General features: G+C 48.4%; 21 protein-coding genes and 1 tRNA gene. 12 read left to right on the top strand and 10 right to left on the bottom strand.

Translation table 11 applies throughout. The features are described 5' to 3' along the window. Window positions 1-2 precede the first annotated feature (2 nt). The 5 genes from H6F51_19305 to H6F51_19285 all read left to right on the top strand — a co-directional run bounded on the left by H6F51_19305 (window position 3) and on the right by H6F51_19285 (window position 3,852). Complete coding sequence (locus tag H6F51_19305; protein ID MBD1824619.1) at window positions 3-368, top strand: DUF5367 family protein; 366 nt, start codon at window positions 3-5, stop codon at window positions 366-368. Continuing rightward, window positions 358-558 carry a hypothetical protein gene (locus H6F51_19300; GenBank protein MBD1824618.1) on the top strand — a complete coding sequence of 67 codons (201 nt, stop codon included), beginning with the start codon at window positions 358-360 and terminating at the stop codon, window positions 556-558. Before H6F51_19305 ends, H6F51_19300 begins: the two co-directional genes overlap by 11 nt. A gap of 9 nt (window positions 559-567) precedes the next feature. Continuing rightward, window positions 568-1,719: an FtsX-like permease family protein gene (locus H6F51_19295; protein ID MBD1824617.1), complete on the top strand. Its 1,152-nt coding sequence runs from the start codon at window positions 568-570 to the stop codon at window positions 1,717-1,719. A gap of 2 nt (window positions 1,720-1,721) precedes the next feature. Then, window positions 1,722-2,429 carry a DevA family ABC transporter ATP-binding protein gene (locus H6F51_19290; GenBank protein MBD1824616.1) on the top strand — a complete coding sequence of 236 codons (708 nt, stop codon included), beginning with the start codon at window positions 1,722-1,724 and terminating at the stop codon, window positions 2,427-2,429. A 94-nt stretch (window positions 2,430-2,523) separates the two neighbouring features. Next, complete coding sequence (locus H6F51_19285; GenBank protein MBD1824615.1) at window positions 2,524-3,852, top strand: hypothetical protein; 1,329 nt, start codon at window positions 2,524-2,526, stop codon at window positions 3,850-3,852. A gap of 117 nt (window positions 3,853-3,969) precedes the next feature. Here H6F51_19285 and H6F51_19280 read toward each other — a convergent pair whose 3' ends face one another. Then, the gene (locus tag H6F51_19280) at window positions 3,970-4,905 is read right to left on the bottom strand and encodes a phytoene synthase (protein ID MBD1824614.1); all 936 of its coding nucleotides are present in this window, start codon (window positions 4,903-4,905) and stop codon (window positions 3,970-3,972) included. A 32-nt stretch (window positions 4,906-4,937) separates the two neighbouring features. Further along, window positions 4,938-6,356 (bottom strand): 15-cis-phytoene desaturase, encoded by a 1,419-nt coding sequence (pds, locus tag H6F51_19275; GenBank protein ID MBD1824613.1) that lies wholly within the window; start codon window positions 6,354-6,356, stop codon window positions 4,938-4,940. A 606-nt stretch (window positions 6,357-6,962) separates the two neighbouring features. Here pds and H6F51_19270 point away from each other — a divergent pair. Further along, on the top strand, window positions 6,963-9,059 hold the full coding sequence (locus H6F51_19270) for a pre-peptidase C-terminal domain-containing protein (protein ID MBD1824612.1): 2,097 nt from the start codon (window positions 6,963-6,965) through the stop codon (window positions 9,057-9,059). A 44-nt stretch (window positions 9,060-9,103) separates the two neighbouring features. Here the strand turns inward: H6F51_19270 and H6F51_19265 are convergent, their stop codons facing one another. After that, complete coding sequence (locus H6F51_19265) at window positions 9,104-9,199, bottom strand: cytochrome B6-F complex subunit VI (PetL) (GenBank protein MBD1824611.1); 96 nt, start codon at window positions 9,197-9,199, stop codon at window positions 9,104-9,106. A gap of 119 nt (window positions 9,200-9,318) precedes the next feature. On the opposite strand from H6F51_19265, the gene H6F51_19260 reads away from it, so the two are divergent. Then, window positions 9,319-10,407, top strand: a complete 1,089-nt coding sequence (locus H6F51_19260) for a 3-dehydroquinate synthase (protein MBD1824610.1) — start codon at window positions 9,319-9,321, stop codon at window positions 10,405-10,407. Window positions 10,408-10,660: 253 nt separating this feature from the next. Here H6F51_19260 and H6F51_19255 read toward each other — a convergent pair whose 3' ends face one another. Then, entirely contained in the window at window positions 10,661-12,262 is a 1,602-nt protein-coding gene (locus H6F51_19255) for a peptide ABC transporter substrate-binding protein (protein ID MBD1824609.1), read from the bottom strand. An 80-nt stretch (window positions 12,263-12,342) separates the two neighbouring features. Here H6F51_19255 and H6F51_19250 point away from each other — a divergent pair, with 80 nt between their 5' ends. Then, the gene (locus tag H6F51_19250; protein ID MBD1824608.1) at window positions 12,343-13,155 is read left to right on the top strand and encodes an RNA methyltransferase; all 813 of its coding nucleotides are present in this window, start codon (window positions 12,343-12,345) and stop codon (window positions 13,153-13,155) included. Window positions 13,156-13,169: 14 nt separating this feature from the next. Further along, a complete protein-coding gene (locus H6F51_19245; GenBank protein MBD1824607.1) occupies window positions 13,170-13,484 on the top strand; it encodes a TMEM14 family protein in 315 nt (104 codons plus the stop codon). 10 nt (window positions 13,485-13,494) lie between these two features. Here the strand turns inward: H6F51_19245 and H6F51_19240 are convergent, their stop codons facing one another. From H6F51_19240 to H6F51_19220, 5 genes are all read right to left on the bottom strand, one after another. Beyond that, window positions 13,495-14,148, bottom strand: a complete 654-nt coding sequence (locus tag H6F51_19240) for an FHA domain-containing protein (GenBank protein ID MBD1824606.1) — start codon at window positions 14,146-14,148, stop codon at window positions 13,495-13,497. A 185-nt stretch (window positions 14,149-14,333) separates the two neighbouring features. Beyond that, a complete protein-coding gene (locus tag H6F51_19235) occupies window positions 14,334-14,930 on the bottom strand; it encodes a hypothetical protein (protein MBD1824605.1) in 597 nt (198 codons plus the stop codon). Window positions 14,931-15,095: 165 nt separating this feature from the next. Then, window positions 15,096-15,185, bottom strand: a tRNA-Ser gene (locus H6F51_19230). Window positions 15,186-15,254: 69 nt separating this feature from the next. After that, complete coding sequence (locus H6F51_19225; GenBank protein MBD1824604.1) at window positions 15,255-16,346, bottom strand: phospho-N-acetylmuramoyl-pentapeptide-transferase; 1,092 nt, start codon at window positions 16,344-16,346, stop codon at window positions 15,255-15,257. 79 nt (window positions 16,347-16,425) lie between these two features. Continuing rightward, entirely contained in the window at window positions 16,426-16,659 is a 234-nt protein-coding gene (locus tag H6F51_19220) for a DUF3134 domain-containing protein (GenBank protein MBD1824603.1), read from the bottom strand. A gap of 290 nt (window positions 16,660-16,949) precedes the next feature. Here H6F51_19220 and H6F51_19215 point away from each other — a divergent pair, with 290 nt between their 5' ends. Genes H6F51_19215 through recJ form a run of 3 tightly spaced genes read left to right on the top strand, consistent with a single transcriptional unit; the run spans window position 16,950 to window position 20,642 of the window. Further along, entirely contained in the window at window positions 16,950-17,534 is a 585-nt protein-coding gene (locus H6F51_19215) for a PAP/fibrillin family protein (GenBank protein ID MBD1824602.1), read from the top strand. Between the two features lie 3 nt (window positions 17,535-17,537). Then, entirely contained in the window at window positions 17,538-18,308 is a 771-nt protein-coding gene (locus H6F51_19210; GenBank protein MBD1824601.1) for a PD-(D/E)XK nuclease family protein, read from the top strand. 36 nt (window positions 18,309-18,344) lie between these two features. Further along, window positions 18,345-20,642, top strand: coding sequence for a single-stranded-DNA-specific exonuclease RecJ (gene recJ / locus H6F51_19205; GenBank protein MBD1824600.1), 2,298 nt, complete (start codon window positions 18,345-18,347; stop codon window positions 20,640-20,642). Here recJ and H6F51_19200 read toward each other — a convergent pair. Then, window positions 20,639-21,049 (bottom strand): hypothetical protein, encoded by a 411-nt coding sequence (locus H6F51_19200; protein MBD1824599.1) that lies wholly within the window; start codon window positions 21,047-21,049, stop codon window positions 20,639-20,641. The genes recJ and H6F51_19200 overlap by 4 nt on opposite strands. Between the last annotated feature and the right edge of the window lie 80 nt (window positions 21,050-21,129).

Genomic DNA, 21,129 nt, shown 5'->3' with positions numbered 1-21,129 from the left:
CAATGCTGTTTTTAGGAGTTGGGTTTCTGATCTGGCTTGTGGCAACGATCGCATTTCGTTTGATCGGCCAGTTCCTTCTTAATCCATCTAACCTTGCACTATCGATTGGATTGTTTTTAGCAACAACGATCGCAATGCTGATTGTTGTGACAGGAGTTTTTGTCTGGCAGCGAGTGGATGCGATCGCACGTCCCAAAGCTGCATTGCTGATTGCTTTACCGGGAATGCTATTAGATGTTGGAAGTGTCTTATTCTTTCCAATGGTCTTTCCAAACATTGATCCAAACGCAAATATCTTATTTGCGGGCTTGATGTTGTGGGGCTATTCATCAATTCTCGTAACAAGCTTTTTACGCTATGAACTTTAAGACTTTCTCAGTGTGGGTACGTTTTGCACGGATGCAGCTTTCACCGTGGTTTACGCTGATTCAAGCAGGATATCAAGCGCTTCGAGGCTGCTCTTACAGTCGCACTCGCCTCATGATATCGATCGCAAAGCTCAACATACTGACGATCTACGATTTGCTCGATGATTTAATCCGCTATCCACCCTATTAGGACTGTGATATGCCTCGCAAAACACCACTGGCGTGGTTCCAGTTAATGAAAGAGAAAGCCCGCTTAATTGTTGCGATCGCGGGAATTGGCTTCGCAGATATGCTGATGTTTATGCAGCTTGGCTTTCAAGATTCGCTGTATGACAGTGCAACAGTGCCACATCGGTTGTTGCAAGCGGATTTGGTACTGATTGATCCACAGTTCAAAAGCTTAGCTTCCTTCACACCGTTCTCGCGGGAGCAGCTTTATCAATCGCTGACCAACGATCGTGTTCAATCCGTCAGTTCGATCCGGATTGCAATGGGACAATGGAAAAATCCCGAAACTCGCTTAACTCGAAGCATTCTGATTTGGGGAATTGAACCAGATGCACCGAGCTTTAAGCTGCCCGCATTGCAAGAGAGCTTAGAACCACTCAAGCTATTAAACAATGTTGTGTTCGATCGCGTTGGTCGTCCTGAATTTGGCGCGATCGCAGATACTTTCCAAAAGCAAGGCACGGTTACGACTGAACTTAATCAGCAAGTGATCCAAGTGAGCGGACTCGTCACCATGGGCGCATCCTTTACCGCAGATGGAAATGTGTTCATGAGCGATTCAACTTTCCTGAAGCTCTACAACGATCGACAAGCAAACAAAATCGATATTGGACTGATTCAACTCAAACCAGACTCAGATATCAAAGCAGTTCAGGCGCAACTGAGTGCAAACTTACCTAATGTAAAAGTGCTGACTCCTCAAGAGTTTGCAGCGATCGAACGGAACTACTGGGAAAGTCAAGGAACAATCGGATTTATCTTCGGAATTGGTGTAGTTGTAGGCTTTATTGTTGGAACAGTGATTGTTTATCAAATTCTCTACACTGATGTTGCTAACCACTTACCTGAATATGCCACATTGAAAGCAATGGGATATAGCGATCGCTTTTTGCTCAATGTTCTACTTCAAGAAGCACTAATTCTCGTTGTGCTTGGCTTTATTCCAGGCTTTGCGGTTGCGGTTGGACTCTATCAAATTACCTATGCTGCAACCTTGCTCCCCATTGCCATGAATACCAATCGTGCCATTACGGTGTTTGTTCTTACTGTTGCGATGTGTTCGATTTCGGGCGCGATCGCAATGCGAAAACTCCAAGCTGCTGATCCTGCGGATATTTTCTAATCATGCAACCTGTTATTTCTGTTAAAAACCTGAACCACTACTTTGGTCAAGGCAATCTGAGGAAGCAAGTTTTGTTTGATATCAATCTCGATATTTATGCAGGCGAGATTGTGATCATGACGGGTCCTTCTGGTTCGGGTAAAACTACACTGTTAACGCTTTTAGGCGGCTTGCGATCGGCTCAAGAAGGCAGCCTCACGATTCTGGATCAACAAATTCGAGAAGCCACAAAACAACAATTGTCGCAACTCCGCAAAAACATTGGTTACATCTTCCAAGCGCATAACTTAATGACGTTCTTAACCGCAAAGCAAAATATCAGAATGTCGCTGGAATTGCACGATCGCTATCTCCATCAAGACTTGGATGCGATGGCGATCTCAATGCTCGAAGCCGTTGGACTCGGACATCGAGCAGACTACTATCCTGACGGACTCTCTGGCGGTCAAAAACAGCGAGTCGCGATCGCTCGTGCCTTAATCAGTCATCCAAAAATTGTGCTTGCCGATGAGCCGACTGCTGCACTCGATAAAAAGTCAGGTCGCGATGTGGTTGAACTAATGCAGAAACTTGCAAAAGAGCAGCACTGTACGATTTTGCTCGTCACGCACGACAACCGCATCTTAGATATTGCCGATCGTATTGTCTACATGGAGGATGGACATTTAGTCAGCGATGGGAAAAGCGCGATGAGTATGACATCAGCCTGACAAAGAAGTCTGGTGGGGTTGCAATACCTTCCAGAATTGAGGCAAACACGATTGTATCTCAATAGAGCAAACACATAGATTGATGTTCCTGTAAATGTTCACGTCACTTAGATTACAGTCGTATCTCCTCCGTTCTTTATTTCCGATTCTCTTACTTGCAAGCCTCACTACAGCTTCAAAACCTGCTCTTGCAAACTGTGCTGGCTACGGTCGCCCACCCGAACAAGTCAACCTTGAAGTTAGACAACGCGCCAATCAACTTAAAAATGATCCCAATCAGTTCTTTGGGAAGAAGATGTTAGAGACGATCGCAGAGCGCCGCATTACGCTGACTCCGGCTTTCGATCGTTTAACTGGACTCGAAAAACGACAAATTCTCAACACCTTACAGTTAGAAGGCTCGACCTATGAAGTTTACACAGCCGATGGGCGATTAGTCTCGGCTCAATATGATGGCTGTACTCGAACGCATCTAATGACCGAGCGCGATCGCTATAGCTGGTATCTCAATCGTCCCCCCGTACAGATGCCTTTACCAATGCTGCGTGATGCCTTACGGAACCCAGGGCAACCCCGCTGGCGTAAAGTCAACCAAAGTATCCATCCTGAAGACGAACGCAGAGCGAGGTTTAAGTTCTGGGAAACTGTAGGCTACGCTAGGGCAAATCAAGGCTGGTGGATTGCTTGGGTTCCTGAAGGGGGCTACTTTGAAGTGGCTGTTCGCAATGCTGATGATCTCAACCAACTCAAGCCTTACCTAGCTACTGCATTTCGCCAGTACCGCTATGTCGTGTTAGCAACGGACGGAACACCGCTTTATGACACACAGAAAGCATTAAACAATGCCTGGATCTCTCTACTTGGTAAAACGTCTGCGCCTGCAGGATGGCAGGTTCGCCCATGCGATCGTGAAGCTCCCTTTTTGTGCGCCTACCGCAATCAAGTGTATCTGGGCAGCGTCGAACTCCAGCGCTGGACATACGACAAGTCTCCGATCTTGCAGGCTCAATTTGACAAGCTTGGCTTAGTTCCAGGACTGTTTACTTACAGTAATCCGAATGATAAAGCAAAGGTACTAACAGCATTGAAAGCTGTAATCGCAGATTACTACAAAACCATTCAAGCCGATCGAACTTCAACTTACGGCAAAGCTTACAAAGTTCAGGTACAATCCCCCGAAGAAGTTAAAGTCGGTGCTCTACCCGGATTAAGGTATGGCTTTAAGGGAATCGATCAGTCTGGAAAGGTTCGAGAAAAGTACGTCAGTTACATGGCGTTTGATAGCAATTTGAACACCATCGTCACGGGATACGACCCAGCGGCAGAGAGTAGTGTGTTCAAAGAGCTGAGCAGCTTAGAGCAGTTTGAGCCTCACTTAAAGACGATCATTGAGAACCTCAAACTATCTGAAGGCGATCGCTAGCTCTAAAACTCTTGTTCCCTTTGGGAAAGGTTATGGCAAGCCCGGAATTCTTCAATTTTGGGAAAAACTCAAGTTCATGCCAGCGATCGCACCTCGTTAATTGTGCGATCGCGATCGTTATAGTACCTTCGCTCTCAGCCAAGAAATCGGCAGCAGCGACAACTTCCGCATTCCCGGCACATATGCCCGACGATTGAAGTTGTCGTAGTTGTTGTTCTCGATCGCATTCAAAATCCGGCTATACAGCATCAATGCCGACCAAACGGGCCAACGCGCATCTTCATTCAGCGTAGCGATTCCCCGCTCTGCCTGCGTGTAAAACTGCCGCGCCCGCTCAATCTGAAACTGCATCAGCGCTTTCCAACGATCGTCGTTCACGCCCTTGAACAAATCATCTTCGCCATACCCAAAGCGCCGCAAGTCCTCAAGCGGCAAATAAATTCGACCCCGTCGCGCATCTTCACCCACATCGCGCAGAATATTCGTCAACTGTTTTGCCACACCGAGCGCGATCGCATCATCCAGCGCTGAATATCCCGGCTCTGGGCAATACCAAGGTGCAGAAGTATCCGGTTCGGCGAGTCCCATCACTGAAGTAGACATTAGCCCAACGGTACTCGCCACTCGATAGCAATAGAGATAAAGATCGTCAAACGTCTCATAGCGACTGCGATAGAGATCCATCCGTTGTCCCGCGATCATGTCGCGGAACGGCTGAATCTCGATCGGGAATCGCTCCACCGTGTCTACCAGTGCCACATCAAAATCATCTTCCGGGTAGCCCGCAAAGATTTTTTCGAGTCGTGTTTCCCACTCGTCCAGGGTGTCCATCGTGGCGGACTTGCCGTTGAAGCCATCGACTAACTCATCGGTGCGACGACACCAGACATAAATTGCCCAGATCGCACGTCGTTTTTCAGTCGGAAATAACAAGGTCGCCAAGTAGAAAGACTTGGTGAAGTGTTCCATCAATTGGCGGCACTGTTCGTAAGCCTCATCGACAGAAGCCAGCGATCGTACATAGGAGGAGGGTTGTTCGGGCAATTGCAGCATTCGTTAGAACAAATGGAAGGGTTGACAAAGCGCTAATTGCTACTGGTGACTAAGCGTTTCGGCTCAGTCGGGGTAGAGACAGGCGCGTTCGTAATTGCCTGCGCTGTCAGCTTACCAGAAAGGACGGCACCTTCCATACTCCCCAGATACTGTTGCATCGTGTAGCTCCCCGAAAGATAGAAGTTTTCAATCGGAGTCATTTGCTCTGGTCGATAAGCCTGTCGCCCCGGTGAAGCGGTATAGACCGATCGCGGCGTTTTCACGACTTTGTATTTCCGCAGCTTGGCAGGATCATCTCCGGTCAGGTGCTGCGGGAATAACCGCTCTAGCTCCTTCATTGTGGCTGCGATGATTTCTTCGTCGGATTTGTCGATCCAATCTTTTGCGGGAGCCAGAACAAATTCCAGCATCGAGCGATCGGGATCTTCATAGGCTTTGCAGGTAATGCTCATGTCGGCATACACGCTCAGCAAGTCCGATCGCGAAAATAAAAGCTGATCGATGTCGGTGAGTTTGCGATCGAACCACAAGTGCAGATTGATCACAGGAACGCCTTCTAGCCCTTCGAGCTTTTGGAAGAAGGGCACCGCTTTCCAAGGTTCTGGCATCAAGACCTTCATCACATCGACCGACATTGCCGAAACATAGCGATCGGCGGTAATCACTTCATCGGGCGCACCATCCAGTCCGCGAATCAGGAAGCCGTTTACCGTATTGTCATCGTTTAACAATATTTGCTTGAGCGGTTTTTTCAGGTGAACTTCCCCACCGTTAGCAACGATGTGATCCACGATCGGCTGACACAATCTTTCCGTGGGTGATCCGTCGAGAAAAGCAATTTTCGAGCCGTAGCGCTCTTGCAAGAATTTGTTCAGCGCCGTCAGAATAATCGTCGCTGAAACTTCGTCAGGGTTAATAAACGTCAGCGCTTTCGAGGCAGCGATAAAAATATCAGAACTAACGCGCTCTCCGATGCCTTGTCGCCGCAGCCATTCGAGTAGGCTGTATTTGTCCATGTCTTCGACATACTTTTGACCCCTGAGCACACCGGGCCAAAGTCCGAGCGCAAATCGGAGCTTTTGCTCCCAGGTCAACATATCGTTATTGTTCAGAATCGACATGATGACGTTAAACGGAGCCGGGATATCTGGAACTTTGAAGTAGGAGTAAGTCTCTGGCTTTTCCGGCTGGTTGAAAATCAGCGCGTGTTCTTTCCACTGAAGTCGATCGAGAATATTCAGTTCTCCCATTAGTTGCAGCATGTTTGGGTAAGCCCCAAAGAAAGCATGAAGTCCGGTTTCGTACCAATCGCCGTCTTCATCTTTCCACGCTGCGACTAGACCACCCAAGACATCGCGACTTTCCAGCACGATCGGCGTGTGTCCAGCATCCACTAAATATTTCGCACAGGATAATCCTGCTAAGCCGCCCCCGGCGATCGCTACTCGCATGTAGTCTGTTCACCTAACTTGTGATCGACAATTCGCTCCCAATTATACGTTGCGAACCGTTACATTTTTTAGACTTTGTGCAAAAACTTAGGCGCGGTTGGGTAGAGCGTCAGCAGAAATGATCATCTCACCCAAGTTAGATTCATCGGCGATCGGGGAAGACTTAGCCAGGTTTGACATTGAGTTTTGACATTGAGTTCAGAAAAGTCTAGGAGTTGCGCTCTACCAAGATTTGCATCTGTTAAGTTCAACGTTAATCTGCGTTTTGCCAGAAAGTAAAAATAGTCACTCACATAAAATTAGCTGGTCTAGGATACGGAGAAGTTTCAATCAGAACTATTACAGCTTCACCACTTAAGTTGCTTGCTTACTCTTTTGCACTAGGCACTTCAACTTTGTACTTCTTCTAATGTGTGAAGCGAAATGATCTGATTGTTTGAGTTCGTTTTGTTACCCCAACTGAGTTTCCACATAGATGTCCTGGCTGATCGCCAGATGTGTTTCAAGGCTGTCACTCAGGCTTGCTTCTGACTGTGCCTGATTACAGGTTTAAAAATCCCGGTAAAGCTTGCGCTCAGTTTGCTCTCAATTACACAGGAATTCATAATGGTGTTAGACCCATCTCCCAATCTCAATCGGGATATTGGCAGCTTTAGCCTGTCTGCAAATCCAACCGCCGCGCTTATGAGTGATCCAAATCCTGATGCGTTGTTTCCATCGATGAATGTGGTGGCATCTTCGAGTTCTACCACTTATGGTGCGATGGGACTCAAGGCGGAATACTTCAATGACACCCATCTAGAGCAGCGATCGATCACTCGCACTGATCCGACGATCGATTTCAACTGGGGCAGGAGTAGCCCAAATTCGGCGGTGAATGCCGATGATTTTTCGGTGCGCTGGACAGGGGAAGTTACCCCACTGTATTCCGAGCCTTATACTTTTTCGGCAGATGCAGACGATATGATTCGCGTTTGGATCAATGATCAACTGCTGATCGATCGCTGGTACAACCCGACCGATCGCAATTCAACCATCGCTCTCGATGCGGGGCAAAATTACAGCATCCGAGTCGAATATGCAGAATTCGGGGGAGATGCGTCAGTCAAACTCCAGTGGTCAAGTCCGAGTCAAACCGAGGAAGTGATTCCACAAAGTCAGCTACGATCGCCCCTGATTAGCACGAATACCAATCCGGGTGCAGCCTTGTCGAGCGATCCACAAGACATCAATCTCGATGACTTCACTCCGATTAATGGCGCTTTGAGTCCCGATCACCCGGCTGATTTTTATCGGTTTACCCTAACTGAACCCACACCGATTAACATCAGCATTGGAAACTTAGCTGCTAACGTAGATCTGAAACTGCTCAATGAGCAGGGCGATATTATTAGCACCTCTGCCAATGATGGAACCATGATCGAATCGATCGCTGCTGTTCTGAGTGCTGGAACTTATCTACTGCAAGTGTTCTCTAGTCAACCTGTAGACACAAGCTATGTCATGACGACTGCGATCGCCAACACGATTCGAGAACGGGCAAGACCAGCAGATACGTTTATTGACTCGATCGGCATGAACGTGAATCTGCGCTATACGGGGATTAGTTATCATGACCGTTACGCCGATGTCTTCGAGCCGCGTTTACGAGAATTGGGCATTCGCCATATTCGCGATGGTGGAAACAAGCCAGAAGTGTTCACTAAGCTGCGACGACTGGCAACGTTTGGAATTAAGTCTACGCTGATTATCGATCCGCGACTCGGCGGTACACCCGACAACGTTGTACAGCAAATCAAACAGGCATTACCAGGAATTGCGGCTGTCGAAGGCCCAAACGAGTGGGATGCTAGCGCTGAAACGATGCGCTATGAAGGCAAGCCTTTCCCGGATGGGCTGCGGGAGTATCAGGCAGATTTGTATCGTGCGGTAAAAAGCGATCCGGCGACCGCTCATCTTCCAGTGCTCGTTCCATCGATGGCGCAACCAGAGAACGGGCAACGAGTGGGATCACTGGCTGAATTTAGCGATTTCGGTAATATGCACAGCTATTCAGGCGGACGAATTCCGGGATTTGATTTCGATCGTCGCTGGCTTCCATTGACCAGAGAGTATTCTGGCAATCAACCGATTATCGCGACGGAAACGGGATATCACAATGCAGTGAACGATCGTGAAACGGGTCACAAAGCGGTGACTGAGCAAGTGTCAGCGAAATACATTCCGCGAACGTTCTTGGAGTTTTTCAATCGTGGCGTGAATCGGACGTATCTCTATGAATTCATGGATCAGCGTCCTTTACCGGATGCTGAAAATAACTTTGGCATTATTCGTGCCGATGGAACCCCGAAACCTGCGTTTTATGCGCTGCGAAATCTGATTCGCATCCTAAAGGACACGCCTGGAAGTACCGCAAGCGGAGGGCTTTCCTATTATTTCAGTGGAAATGTGAAAGACTTGCGCCACACGCTTTTACAAAAGAGCAATGGGGAGTTTTATCTGGTGATGTGGCTGAATTCTGAAAGTACCGAGACGCTAAAAACTCAGCGAGTCACCGTGAATTTGCTAACGCCAACCCAGGAAGCTGCAACCTTTTTACCGAATCGATCGCCGAATGCAACTGCCACGTTTGCGACCCCAAGCCGCATTACGATGGATGTACCCGATGCACCAATCATCCTGAAAGTGGTGCCAAAAGCTTAGAGGGTCAATTTGGGGCTGTACAACTTGTATCGCCCCAAAGAAACCTAGATCAGCTTGATTGCGCGGAAAGTAAAGAACAGACCATAAGCAAGCGCGATCGCGCCACCGACAATCAAGAAATAAGCAATGACTGCAGACATAAATTGTGTCTCCTAACCTCTCTAACAAAACTATACAAAAAAACGGAGGGCGTTTGATCACTTCATGCGGCTCGATCGCTTGATAAAATCACTCCAAACGCTGTTTTTGAGAGCGACTCATGCCGTCTGTTATTCCCGTTACGCTACCCCAAAACTCCTACGACATCGCGATCGCGTCGATTAACGAAATTGGCGATCGGATGCAAACTTTGACCAAGCTCGGCAAAAAAGCGCTAATTGTCTCGAATCCAGTGATTTTTAAGCATTATGGGCAAACGGTGATCGATGCGCTGACGCAAGCAGGCTTTACGGTGAGTTCGTGCATTTTGCCGGCGGGGGAGCGATACAAAACCCCGGCAACGCTGCAAAAGATTTATGATGCAGCGTTAGAGAATCGGTTAGAACGATCGTCGGTGATGGTCGCGTTAGGTGGCGGCGTGATCGGAGATATGACGGGGTTTGCTGCGGCAACTTGGCTCCGGGGAATTAACGTGGTTCAGGTGCCAACGACGCTCTTGGCGATGGTGGATGCCGCGATCGGTGGCAAAACTGGGGTGAATCACCCGAACGGGAAAAATTTGATCGGGGCCTTTCATCAGCCCCGACTGGTCTTGATTGATCCGCAAGTTTTGAAAACGCTGCCTTCGCGGGAGTTCCGCGCCGCGATCGCCGAAGTGATCAAATACGGGATCATCTGGGACGCGGAGCTATTTGAGAAACTAGAGCAAGCGAAGCGATTAGATCAGATTCGCGCTGTCGGAGATGATTTGGTGTATGAAATGTTGGTGCGATCGGCGCAAGCGAAGGCGCACGTCGTCAGCAAAGACGAGAAAGAATCAGGATTACGGGAAATTCTCAATTACGGACACACGATCGGACACGCGATCGAAAGTTTAACGAATTATCGCGTGGTCAATCACGGAGAAGGCGTTGCGATTGGCATGATGGCGGCGGGATTGATTGCGGTTGAAATGGGACTCTGGGATCGAGGAGAGTGCGATCGTCAAAAGGTTCTGATTGAAAAAGCGGGTTTACCAACTCGAATTCCGGAGGAGTGCGATCGGTCGAAGATTCTGCCAACGCTGCAAGCTGATAAGAAAGTCAAAGATGGAAAAGTCCGCTTTGTTTTACCGCGACAAATCGGAACGGTGATTGTGACGGATCAAGTTGAACCGGATGTGATCCAGTCTGTAATTTCTCAGATGTAGATTTAATGTGAATTCGACGGATCGCTTGCTTCTTTTTATCGGCTTCTTGCCCCCTAAATCCCCCACGTGTGGGGGACTTTGAAGGATAGAAAATCTCTTAATCTTAGGAAGTCTCCTGTCTTTAAGTTCCTCAGTCATGGGGGATCTAGGGGGCACAGGCTGACTAAAACGGAGCGACAAACGATTTTGTGTGTACAGAGTAGGAATGGGGGGTTTAGGGGCAACTCGGCTCGAATCGGAAAAACTCATCGAACTAAGCCTTTTTCATCGTTCCAAACGGAACTTTCTGAGTCACTTCTAGCGTTGCATCTTGAATATTTTTCTGCACAAATAGAACATCCTTGTTCTGCCAAAGCGGAATGAAGGGAACATCTTTTGCCAGTGCATCTTGCAGTTGTTCAAACATTTGCCGACGCGCCTCTGGATTGCGTTCTTTGCGGCTTTGATCGATTAATTGATTCACGCGATCGCTGTAATAATACGATCCCTGCAACGCGCTCGATCCCTCTTCACAGCCCTGATTCGGTGAGCCTTTTGCACATTCCATAAACGGCTGAATATAGTTATCTGCATCCAGAAAATCAGGTGTCCAGTCCAGCAAAAAGATCGGATATGCGCCTTTGTCGAGATTTCTGTAAGCGGTAACGGATTCAACACTGTTGAGTTGAAGCTGCATCAAATTACCGAGATATTTTTGCACCACTGCCTTTAAGGTCACGGCTGCAAGCTGATCGTTTGAGATGTTCGATCGATACCAAAATTCAACCTTAAGCGGATTCGATTCTGAATAACCCGCTCTTGTAAGTAAATTTCGCGCTTTCTCAATGTTGCGATCGCCATATTCCTTAAACACGGGCTTCTGTTCCCGTAAGCTGCTCGGAATCAAACTATATAAAGGCTCAACTTGTCCTTGAAAAATCCGACTCTCTAAAATTGGACGATCCATGATGGCGGCGATCGCTTGTCGCACCTCCAACTGATCAAGCGGCGGAGATTTCATATTTAAAGTGAGATAGTCGATTCCACTGCCCGATCGCTCGATCATTCTCCAAGTATTGTCGCCAGCGTTTTCTCTGAGATTGCGGATTTGTTCGAGTGCAAGTCCCTGGTAAGCGACATCGATCGCGCCTGTCCGAAACGCATTAAATAAGTTCGCTGGACTTGAGAAAAACTGAACGTTTACACCCCGATTTGCAGGTTTATCGCCCCAATATTGCTCGAACGCATCGAGGACGATCGAATCAGTCCCAAACTTCGCTAATTTGTAGGCTCCAGTTCCCACAAAACTTTCAGAATTAAACGATCCTTTCTCGATTTTGTAGGCTTTGGGAGAAACCGCACACGCACCTGAAAATGCAAGCAGAGCAGGAAATCCAGCAAACGGCTTTTTCAACTTAATGCTTAACTGATTTTCACCCTGTGCCGAAATCGAATCCACGGCATCAGCTAGCAAAAATGCAGGCGAACCCCCATTTTGAATAAAGCGCCGCAATGAAAACTCCATTGCTTTTGCGTTAAATGGCTCACCATCATGAAATACAATCCCACGCCGCAACGGAATCGTATACGTCAACTGATCCGCACTCACTTTCGGTAATGCTGTCGCTAACTGCGGCTCTAACTCACTCGTACCCGGTTTATAGCGATAAAGTCGATCGCCTAAGTTATACAGGAGATTTCCGGCAAAAATACTATACGCATCTGCCGGATCAAGGGTGCTGATACTGGCAGTCGTCCCGATCGTAATTCGCCCGTCATTCTGCGCCATTGGTTCAGGCGTAGACCGAGTACAGCCGATCACGACAGAAAAACACAGAACGCAGAGGATCAGCGATCGCCAAAGTTCTCTCAGCATGACAGCAGCCCAAATTGAGTTTTTTGAGTGTACCAGGAATTCAGCGACGCACTAAAATTCCTTTAGTGTCGGAAGAGAAGATGATTACCAGTCTGCAAAATCCACTGATCAAACAATTACGAAAGCTGCATCGCGCTAAAGAACGGCGAGAACAACAAGTCGTTTTACTTGAAGGAACGCATCTGATCGAGGAAGCAAGCGCGATCGGCTTATTTTTTCTCACCGTCTGCTGCACCGAAACCTGGCAGCACCAGCATCCGGATTTGTTTGCATACCTGCAACGACGATCGCAGCGGCTTGAGCTCGTTACCCCGGAAGTGATCAAAGTGACCGCCACCACCGTAGAACCTGATGGAGTTGTAGCAACCGTCGATCGCTTTCACACTCGTCCCGTCGAATTTTCTCAATTGGGTCTAGTTCTCGAAACGATTCAAGACCCCGGCAATTTAGGCACGATTATTCGCACGGCTGCTGCCGCAGGAGTGGAAGGACTCTGGCTGAGTGAAGACTGTGCCGATATTGAAAATCCGAAAGTTTTGCGATCGTCTGCTGGACAATGGTTTCGCTTACCGATGTCAATTCGCTCGGACTTAAAGGCGGATTTAGCGACAGCCAAATCTCAAGGAATGCAAATCATCGCAACCGTTCCCACAGCGACCCGGAGTTATTGGGAAATTGACTTTTCTCGACCTAGCGTGATTTTGATGGGAAATGAAGGCGCAGGACTATCAGCCGAATTGCTGGAATTGGCAGAGGTTCAGGTGACAATTCCATTAGTAGCAGGGGTGGAATCGTTAAATGTAGCGATCGCGACTGCATTAATGCTGTACGAAGCACGACGGCAATATCAGGCATCTGCCTCTACAGTGAAGGAACCGTTTTTAGACAAATAACTAGATTAATCACAATGCTCTGGACAATTCTCATTGCCCTCTACGGATTGTTAGTCGGGATCGGCGGCATCATTGGCTATATCAAAGCGGGAAGCCGCGTTTCTCTCATGACAGGATTAGGAAGCGCTGTTGCGCTTGGAGTCGCTGCCTACGCCAATTCAGGGAATCGAGTCCGAGGGTTGCTCGTTGCTATCTTAATCGCGATCGCACTCACAACCTTTTTCGGCTTGCGCTGGAGAGAAACTCGTAAATTCATGCCTGCCGGACTCATGACGCTACTGAGTGCCGTCGCCGCGATCGCATTTGCGGTTGGAGTTGCTAATCGTTAGACCTGCCGCCCTACATCTGAAACAGAAACGCAACCTTATCGCCTTTACCCAGTGAGATGCGATCGCCCGCTCTCAGCCGGTGGCGATTACCCATCGGCAGCGGTGAGTTATTGATATAGGTTCCATTCGAGCTACCCACATCTTCAATGTAGTAAGCATCGCCCTCTACTCGAATATCTGCATGAATCCGCGACACGATCTCAGAATTGGGAAACCCAGAGACATCAATATCCGGGGGAATGCGATCGTTAGGCTTACCGATGTGAATCACCGTCAAACTCGGCGGAATCTCGATCTCGGTACTCGTCTGTAAGTTCAGCAATCGGGCATAACTCTGCTGAAGTTGGGTGACTGAATTTGATTGCGGGATTGACGCAGGAGCGGCTTCGGCTTGAGTGGGAAGCACGATCGGATCAGGTTCGATTAACGCATCAGGAATTACCGGATCAGGAAGTTTCTGCGGATCAGAAGATTCAGGAGTCGATAGCATAGAAGCGTTCATAGATTTCAGGTTAAAGCCGCACTGTCCACAAAAGCTGGCATCGGCTTGGATGGTCGCAGAACAGTTGGGACAAGCGATCGTCGCAGGCAAAGGGGTGTAACAAGACTCACACTGCACCGCGCCGTCTGGATTGGGATGATTGCAATTTGGACAGACAATCATTCGAGCATTCCATTCAAAATTGAATTGATCATATCTGCCAAATGCTCAGCAGAGGATGACCCTTGTGATAAATACAAGCTGAACTCTCAGATTACGGTTAGTTTGCAATCTACCTGTAAATCTATACAGGAGCGATCGCACCATCGTTTGACCCGTGTGAGCCGATGCTGCGATCGCTCCAAGAATCAGGAGGTTTGTCTTCTTCTACTGCTCAAGCCAACTAATCCAGCAAGCCCTAAAGCGCCTAATAGTCCCCAGTTGCCGCCAGAGTCTTGATTGCTCCCTGCGGTCGAAGTGTTAGCACCCGCAGGAGAAATCGTGGTTGCACCTGTATTTCCGCTTGGGTCAGTCGTTCCTGCCCCAGAAACACCTCCGGTTCCAGTCGTCCCTGTTGTCCCAGTGCCTGTTGTCCCAGTCGTTCCCGTGCCTGTCGTTCCTGTACCTGCTGCTCCGACACCTGCACCTGTTGTATCTGTACCTGCCGCTCCAGTTCCAGTCGTCCCCGAACTTCCTGTCGTTCCGGTTCCCGTGGTTCCGGCTCCGGTCGTTCCCGCAGTTCCTGAACTTTCAGTTCCCGTGGTTCCGGTACCTGTTGTTCCAGTTCCTGTAGTGCCAGTCGTTCCCGTGCCTGTCGTTCCGCTTGTAGAGCCAGCAGTGCCATTTCCTGACGAGCTACCCGAACCACTGCTTTGAGCTACAGCAGGTAATCCCAATGGCAAGGTTGCAAGACCGATCGCTAACGCACTCGCAGACAGAATTTTAGACAAATTCGATCGTGTCATATTTTGTGCCCTCTAGAGTTAAAGATGCTTTTTCAAACGAAGATACGAAAATCTACGCTTGATCCATCTCATTCTCGATAATTCGTCGATTGTCGCCTCTGCCTAAAGCAGTAGTACACGATCGAGGGCGCACATTGTTGTTAGAGATAAGTTGTTAGAAATAAACGGAGAGAGAGGGATTCGAACCCTCGGTACGGTTCAAGACCGTACAACAGATTAGCAATCTGCCGCTTTCGACCACTCAGCCATCTCTCCAGAGTGATGAGCCACTATTATAACAGATTTTAGTGACTCGATCATAGTTTTTGTGCGGAATTAAACTTTTTAATGAATCACGAGACTGAAACCAGCGAGTAGTGCGGCGATCGCATAGAACCAGCCGACAACCTGAGTTTCTGTCCAGCCCGTCAATTCTAGATGATTGTGGAACGGAGACATCTTGAACAGGCGTTTACCCACTCCGTTAGCATCTTTCGTTGCTTTGAAGTATGCGACTTGGGCAATCACCGAGAGCGTTTCGAGGAAAAATAGACCACTCAAAATCAGCAAAGCAAACAGCGAATTTGTCAATAACCCAACTGCCGCTAATGCGCCGCCTAGCGCCAGCGATCCCGTATCGCCCATGAATACTCGTGCCGGATTCCGGTTATGTACCAAGAATCCAAGGCAACCACCGCTCAAAGCAGCGCAAAAAACCGCCAGATCAGGATGACTTGGAAAGATCAGCGCCCCCAAACCGAGAAACGCGATCGCCACCGTTCCACCCGCCAAGCCGTCCATGCCATCGGTCAAATTCGTTGCATTGCTTTCTGCGACTAACACAAAGCCAGCCAGCACCCAAAAGAGCGCTCCCAACGGCAACATCAAACCGAACGGCAGGGCGATCGTCGTCAGGCTAGAATTTGTCACCATCAACCAAAGACAGAAAGCAACGGCAAAAGAGATTTGCAACCCCATCTTGGTTCTAGGGGAGATGCCTTTGTTCGACTTGCGGCGAATAATTTGCCAATCATCGAGAAAGCCGATCGCCGCATAAGAGAGTGTGAGGGCTGAAACCGCAATCACATTGCCGGAAAATCCAGAGAGATACAGTGCGATCGCGACTGCGACTGGAACAAAGAATGCGCCTCCCATCGTCGGAGTACCAGCTTTCTTTAGATGGGATTGTGGCCCATCTTCGCGAATAATCTGTCCCGCTTTGAGCGCTTTGAGAAATGGAACCGCCCAGAAACCGACTCCTGCGGTTGCCAGTCCACTCATCCACATGGGGAAGGTTAGCGATGTGTTCTGGCTCCAAGCGCGACCACTGGTTTGATCGAGTGCGATCGCGGCGATGGTCATGCCGATCGTTAATACAAGGAACAATCGCGTTCCTGAAAAGTTTAAGGCTCTTCCTGTCAATAGTTTCGCGTCCACAAGCTTTTCATCTCACTCCGCACAGTACACCACATTCATTAAAGGACTAGGTTCTTTAGAGAACCTAGTCCAGCATCATCTAATCTTCTAAATCGAGGTCATCATCGTCGTCGGTGTCAAAAGTACCACCGTCGTTTTCCATCAGTTCGTTAATTTCTTCCTCATCATCAAGGTAGTCGAAATCTGCATTGTCGCGTGCTAACAGTCGTCCGCTGCTTTCAAGCCAGTCGAGAATTGACGACTCTTGCTGCATTGGAATGATAGCGGCACGCTGATTTCGAGTTTCTTGACGTAAGGACGGATTGTGAGTCATTGAGGGTTTATAGCTCCAGCCGTAAAGGAATTCTAATGCTATCTTAGATCGACTAAAACACCCAGAGTCTACCACTTGCGGTCACTCTTAGAGTGGATTTTTGCTTGAATTAGAGCAATAGGCTTGATTCAGCTTTCTTGCTTAAGATTCAAAGCATTTTCTACATTTTTCTGAAAATGTCAAGTATTTTTTCAAAGAACGATCCAGGCAACTGTAAGAATATTTCTCCAAACTGAGACACAGCTATGGAGAGCGATTAGGATTAAGTCTATTTACTCCAGGAGCGTGCCATGATCGGGAAGGCGGCTTTACTTGAAGTGATTGCAGGAAAGAATCGCGGCATTCTTGCCGATGAAGCGCAAAAACAGGGAATTTTAGCGGCGATCGCACAGCTTGAGGATCGCAATCCAACTCCACGACCGCTCGAAGCCCTGAGTTTACTCGATGGCAATTGGCGCTTGCTTTATACAACCAGTCGCGGGATTTTGGGGATCGATCAATTTCCATTCTTAAGGTTGGGGCAGGTGTATCAATGTATTCGCGCTCCGGAAGCGAAGCTGTATAACATTGCAGAGGTTTCGGGGTTGCCGTTTTTAGAGGGAATTGTTGCCGTTGTGGCGCGGTTCCGTCCTCGGACAGAGCGGCGAGTCGAAGTGAAGTTTGAGCGATCGGTCATTGGGTTGCAGCGGCTGATCGATTACCAGTCGCCCAACTACTTTATTCACCAGCTAGAATCCGATCAGAAGTTCGCCGCGATCGATTTTAGTATCGAGAGCCGAGATCAGCAGGGTTGGCTGGATATCACGTATCTCGATGAAGACTTGCGGATCGGGCGTGGCAACGAGGGTAGTGTGTTCGTTTTAACCAAAGAGTAATCGATGCGGCTTTCTCAAGGTCATCTCAATTTATTGGAACTCTGTCCACGCAAATTTCAGCACACTTATCTAGAGCAGTTGGGATCGCCAAATTCTCTGGAGCAGCAAGAGCGGCTCTTAGCGGGGAGCCGGTTTCACTCGTTGATGCAGCAGTGGGAGATGGGGTTACCGATCGCGCCCTTTCTCCAGGAAGACCCGCAATTGCGGCAGTGGTTTCATGCGTTTACCGCAGCCGCTCCGCAAATTCTCCAGATTCACGATCCCTTGTTTCGAGAAAGTGAACATTTACGGATGCTGGAGTTTCGCGGGCATATTTTGACGGTGGTGTATGATTTGCTAATTCTGACCGAGCAGGAAGCACAGATTCTCGATTGGAAAACCTATCCGAAGCCGTCTAGAAGTGATTTGTCTCAAAGCTGGCAGTCTCGCTTGTATCCCTTTGTGCTGGCTGAAACGAGTGAGTATGCACCGGAACAGATTTCGATGACTTATTGGTTTTTTCAGGCGAATGGAGAAACAGCGCAGAGCTTGAGGCTTCCCTACAGTTCCAGGCAGCATGAGGAGACGCGACAGACGTTGACGCGATTGTTGGATCAGTTTGGGATGTGGCTCGATCGCTACGAAACACAGGGCGAGTTTTTCCCTCAAACTCCCGAAATTGTGGAGTCTTGTGCGGACTGTAGCTTTGCGATTCGGTGTGAGCGATCGGCTCAAGATTCGGTGAGTTCTAACCCGTTTCGCAGCCTTGCAGAGATTCAGGAAGTTCCTATTTAAGAGGTAGTATTTATGTATCTATTTCTTGGTTAACTTATGGGTGATCCGGTTCTGCAATGGCAAGTTTATGGTGATTCTGAGGTTCCAGAAGCGTTTGTGCAAGCGGTGAAGCAACAGGCTCCAGGAATTGAAGGACGCTATTTACCTCAATTGCTGTGGCAGCGTGGCATCCGAGAGGTAGAACGATTAGCGGGGTATTTGTTTGCAGCAAGCTATCAACCGACGAGCGCGATCGCATTCGGAAAAGAAATGCAGTGGGCAGTACAGCGATTAGTGCAGGCGATCGAGCGGGATGAAACGATCGCAATCTGGGGGGATTTCGATGCCGATGGAGTTACTTCTACGGCGGTTTTATGGGACGGTCTAGGACAGTTCTTTCCGCAGCATGAAAAGCTGTTCTACTACATTCCAAATCGCTTGACTGAATCACATGGACTATCCAAGACGGGAATTGATCAACTAAAGCACGTTCACTTGATAGTGACTTGCGACACGGGCAGTACGAACCTAGATGAGATTCAGTATGCTCAAAGTCTTGGAATCGATGTGATTGTGACTGATCATCATACTTTGCCAGAATTGCGTCTGCCTGTGATTGCGATCGTCAACCCGCGATCGCTGGATCAAAATCATCCGTTTGCCTCGCTCTCTGGGGTTGCAGTGGCTTACAAACTGGTTGAAGCACTGTACGAAGCTTTACCGGATGTTCCCGAAAAGTCGATCGAGCAATTATTAGATTTAGTCGCGATCGGCTTGATTGCTGATCTTGTTGAGCTAAAGGGAGACTGTCGGTATCTAGCACAGAAAGGCATTGAGCAACTTCAGAAGCAATCCACAAAAGAGGCAACTCGACCGGGGATTACTCGACTATTGGAATTGTGTAAGCGATCGGGCGATCGACCGACTGATATTTCGTTTGGGTTAGGCCCTCGAATCAATGCAGTCAGCCGAATTCAGGGGGATGCTCATTTCTGTGTGGAACTACTTACCAGTCAGGATGTCCAGCGCTGTCGAGAACTTGCAGAACAAACAGAGCTTGCAAACACTCGTAGAAAAGCGTTGCAGAAAGATGTGTTGCAGCAAGCAAAGGCGAAACTGAGTCAGCTTGATCTTTCAACAACAGGTGTGATTGTGCTGTGGGATGAACAATGGAGCGCGGGTGTCCTTGGATTGGTTGCAGGACAGATTGCTCAAGAATACGGTAAGCCAACGATTTTATTAACTATAGATGGAGAGTTTGCCAGAGGATCGGCACGATCGACCAATCAAATTGATCTCTATCAGTTAGTCAAAGATCAAGAGCATCTTTTACATCGCTTTGGGGGGCATCCGTTTGCAGCAGGATTGAGTTTGGCGATCGACAATTTGGAATTATTCGCTCAAGCTATCAATCAGCGATTATTACAATCGAGTGAGCCTCCGATTCCAACCATTCAAGCAGATTTGTGTGTCACCGTCAGCGAACTGAACTTAGAACTCTACAAGGAAATTCGGCTGATCGAGCCTTGTGGCATGGGTAATCCGATTCCTAAGTTACTGATTCGGAATTGTTGGTTCCAAGCCGGACGAAACACTAAACTTCAAGATTTCCGTGGACGCAAAGTAGAATACATTCGCACTCCTTTCACCATTTGGGATGAGACAGTTGAGAAAGGTTTTCCGGGTATTTGGTGGGGACACTATGCGTATGAGCTGCCATCAGGGCGGTGTGATGCGATCGTTGAACTTGAAAACAATGTTCAGCAGAAACGGTATGAGGTTCGCTTAATTGCGGTGCGTTCTTGTGAGCAAGTGAATGTTGCTGCACAGTCACAATGGCTTTTAGATTGGAGAAGCGATCGGACAACTGAAGATGCGTTGCCTCCGGCACACGGAAACGTGCTCGAACTTAAAACTGCTCCTGCAAATTGGATCGAGTTTCAAACCTGGTTTAGACGCGCAATTCATCAGCAGCGTCCTTTAGCGATCGCTTATCCTCCCCCAACTTTGATGCCTGCTGCTGAAATTTGGCAAACCTTGGTGGGAATTGCAAAATATCTCAGTCGGACTGGAAAAACAGCAACCCGACAGCAGTTGTACGATCGCTTACACATCGGTGATGTCGCGCTCAAAGCAGGCATTCAAGCACTAGAGCAACTTGGTTTTCAGGTGACTTATGCCGATCAGCGCTTTAGGATAACGCTGAAAGACTCCGATCAGTTAGCGAATGCTGCGATCGAGCAATTTTTCACCGCAGTCCGCGAGGAACAGTTCTACAGACAATACTTTGCACAAGTCTCGTTTAGTACCCTGCAAGCGATCGTCGCTCAGTGGGATATTCCAACAAGGAACTAAGATTTGAAAATCGCCAGTTTCCAGTTGTTTGGCTGCTCTAACTGATTGATCTGTCCTTTTGACATCAACCAAAGCGTCGTCCGAGTTCTAAAGAATGCTGTGACTTGACGATCGCCGTTTGCAGCCGAATGTACCACTACATCTCCGCAGTAGGGGCTTGATCCCTCAAACCTCACTACAGCAAACGGAGTCGGATGATAGCCATCAGGAACGTTGAACGTTGCAAAAACATTGTGCCGCCCCTGCCACGGTTCAACGACAATTTGATTGGGATGAACAAACTCTGTTGCGGCTTCGGTCTGTGTCAGTACCCAATCTGGACAGCCGGAAACAACACCGGGTTTACGGGATTGAAGCTTGTTAAATGCGACACACGCGACTGCTACGAATAGCAGCAGAAATAGCATTAGACCCATTCTTTTCACGATCTACCCTTGTCTCAAACAACACACGCTACTAAGGTAGACCATTTCATTCCAATCTGCCA

The organism is Cyanobacteria bacterium FACHB-DQ100 (assembly GCA_014695195.1).
Lineage (GTDB): Bacteria > Cyanobacteriota > Cyanobacteriia > Leptolyngbyales > Leptolyngbyaceae > Leptolyngbya.
The sequence above is the reverse complement of the archived record's forward strand: the minus strand, read 5'-3'. Positions and strand labels throughout refer to the sequence as shown.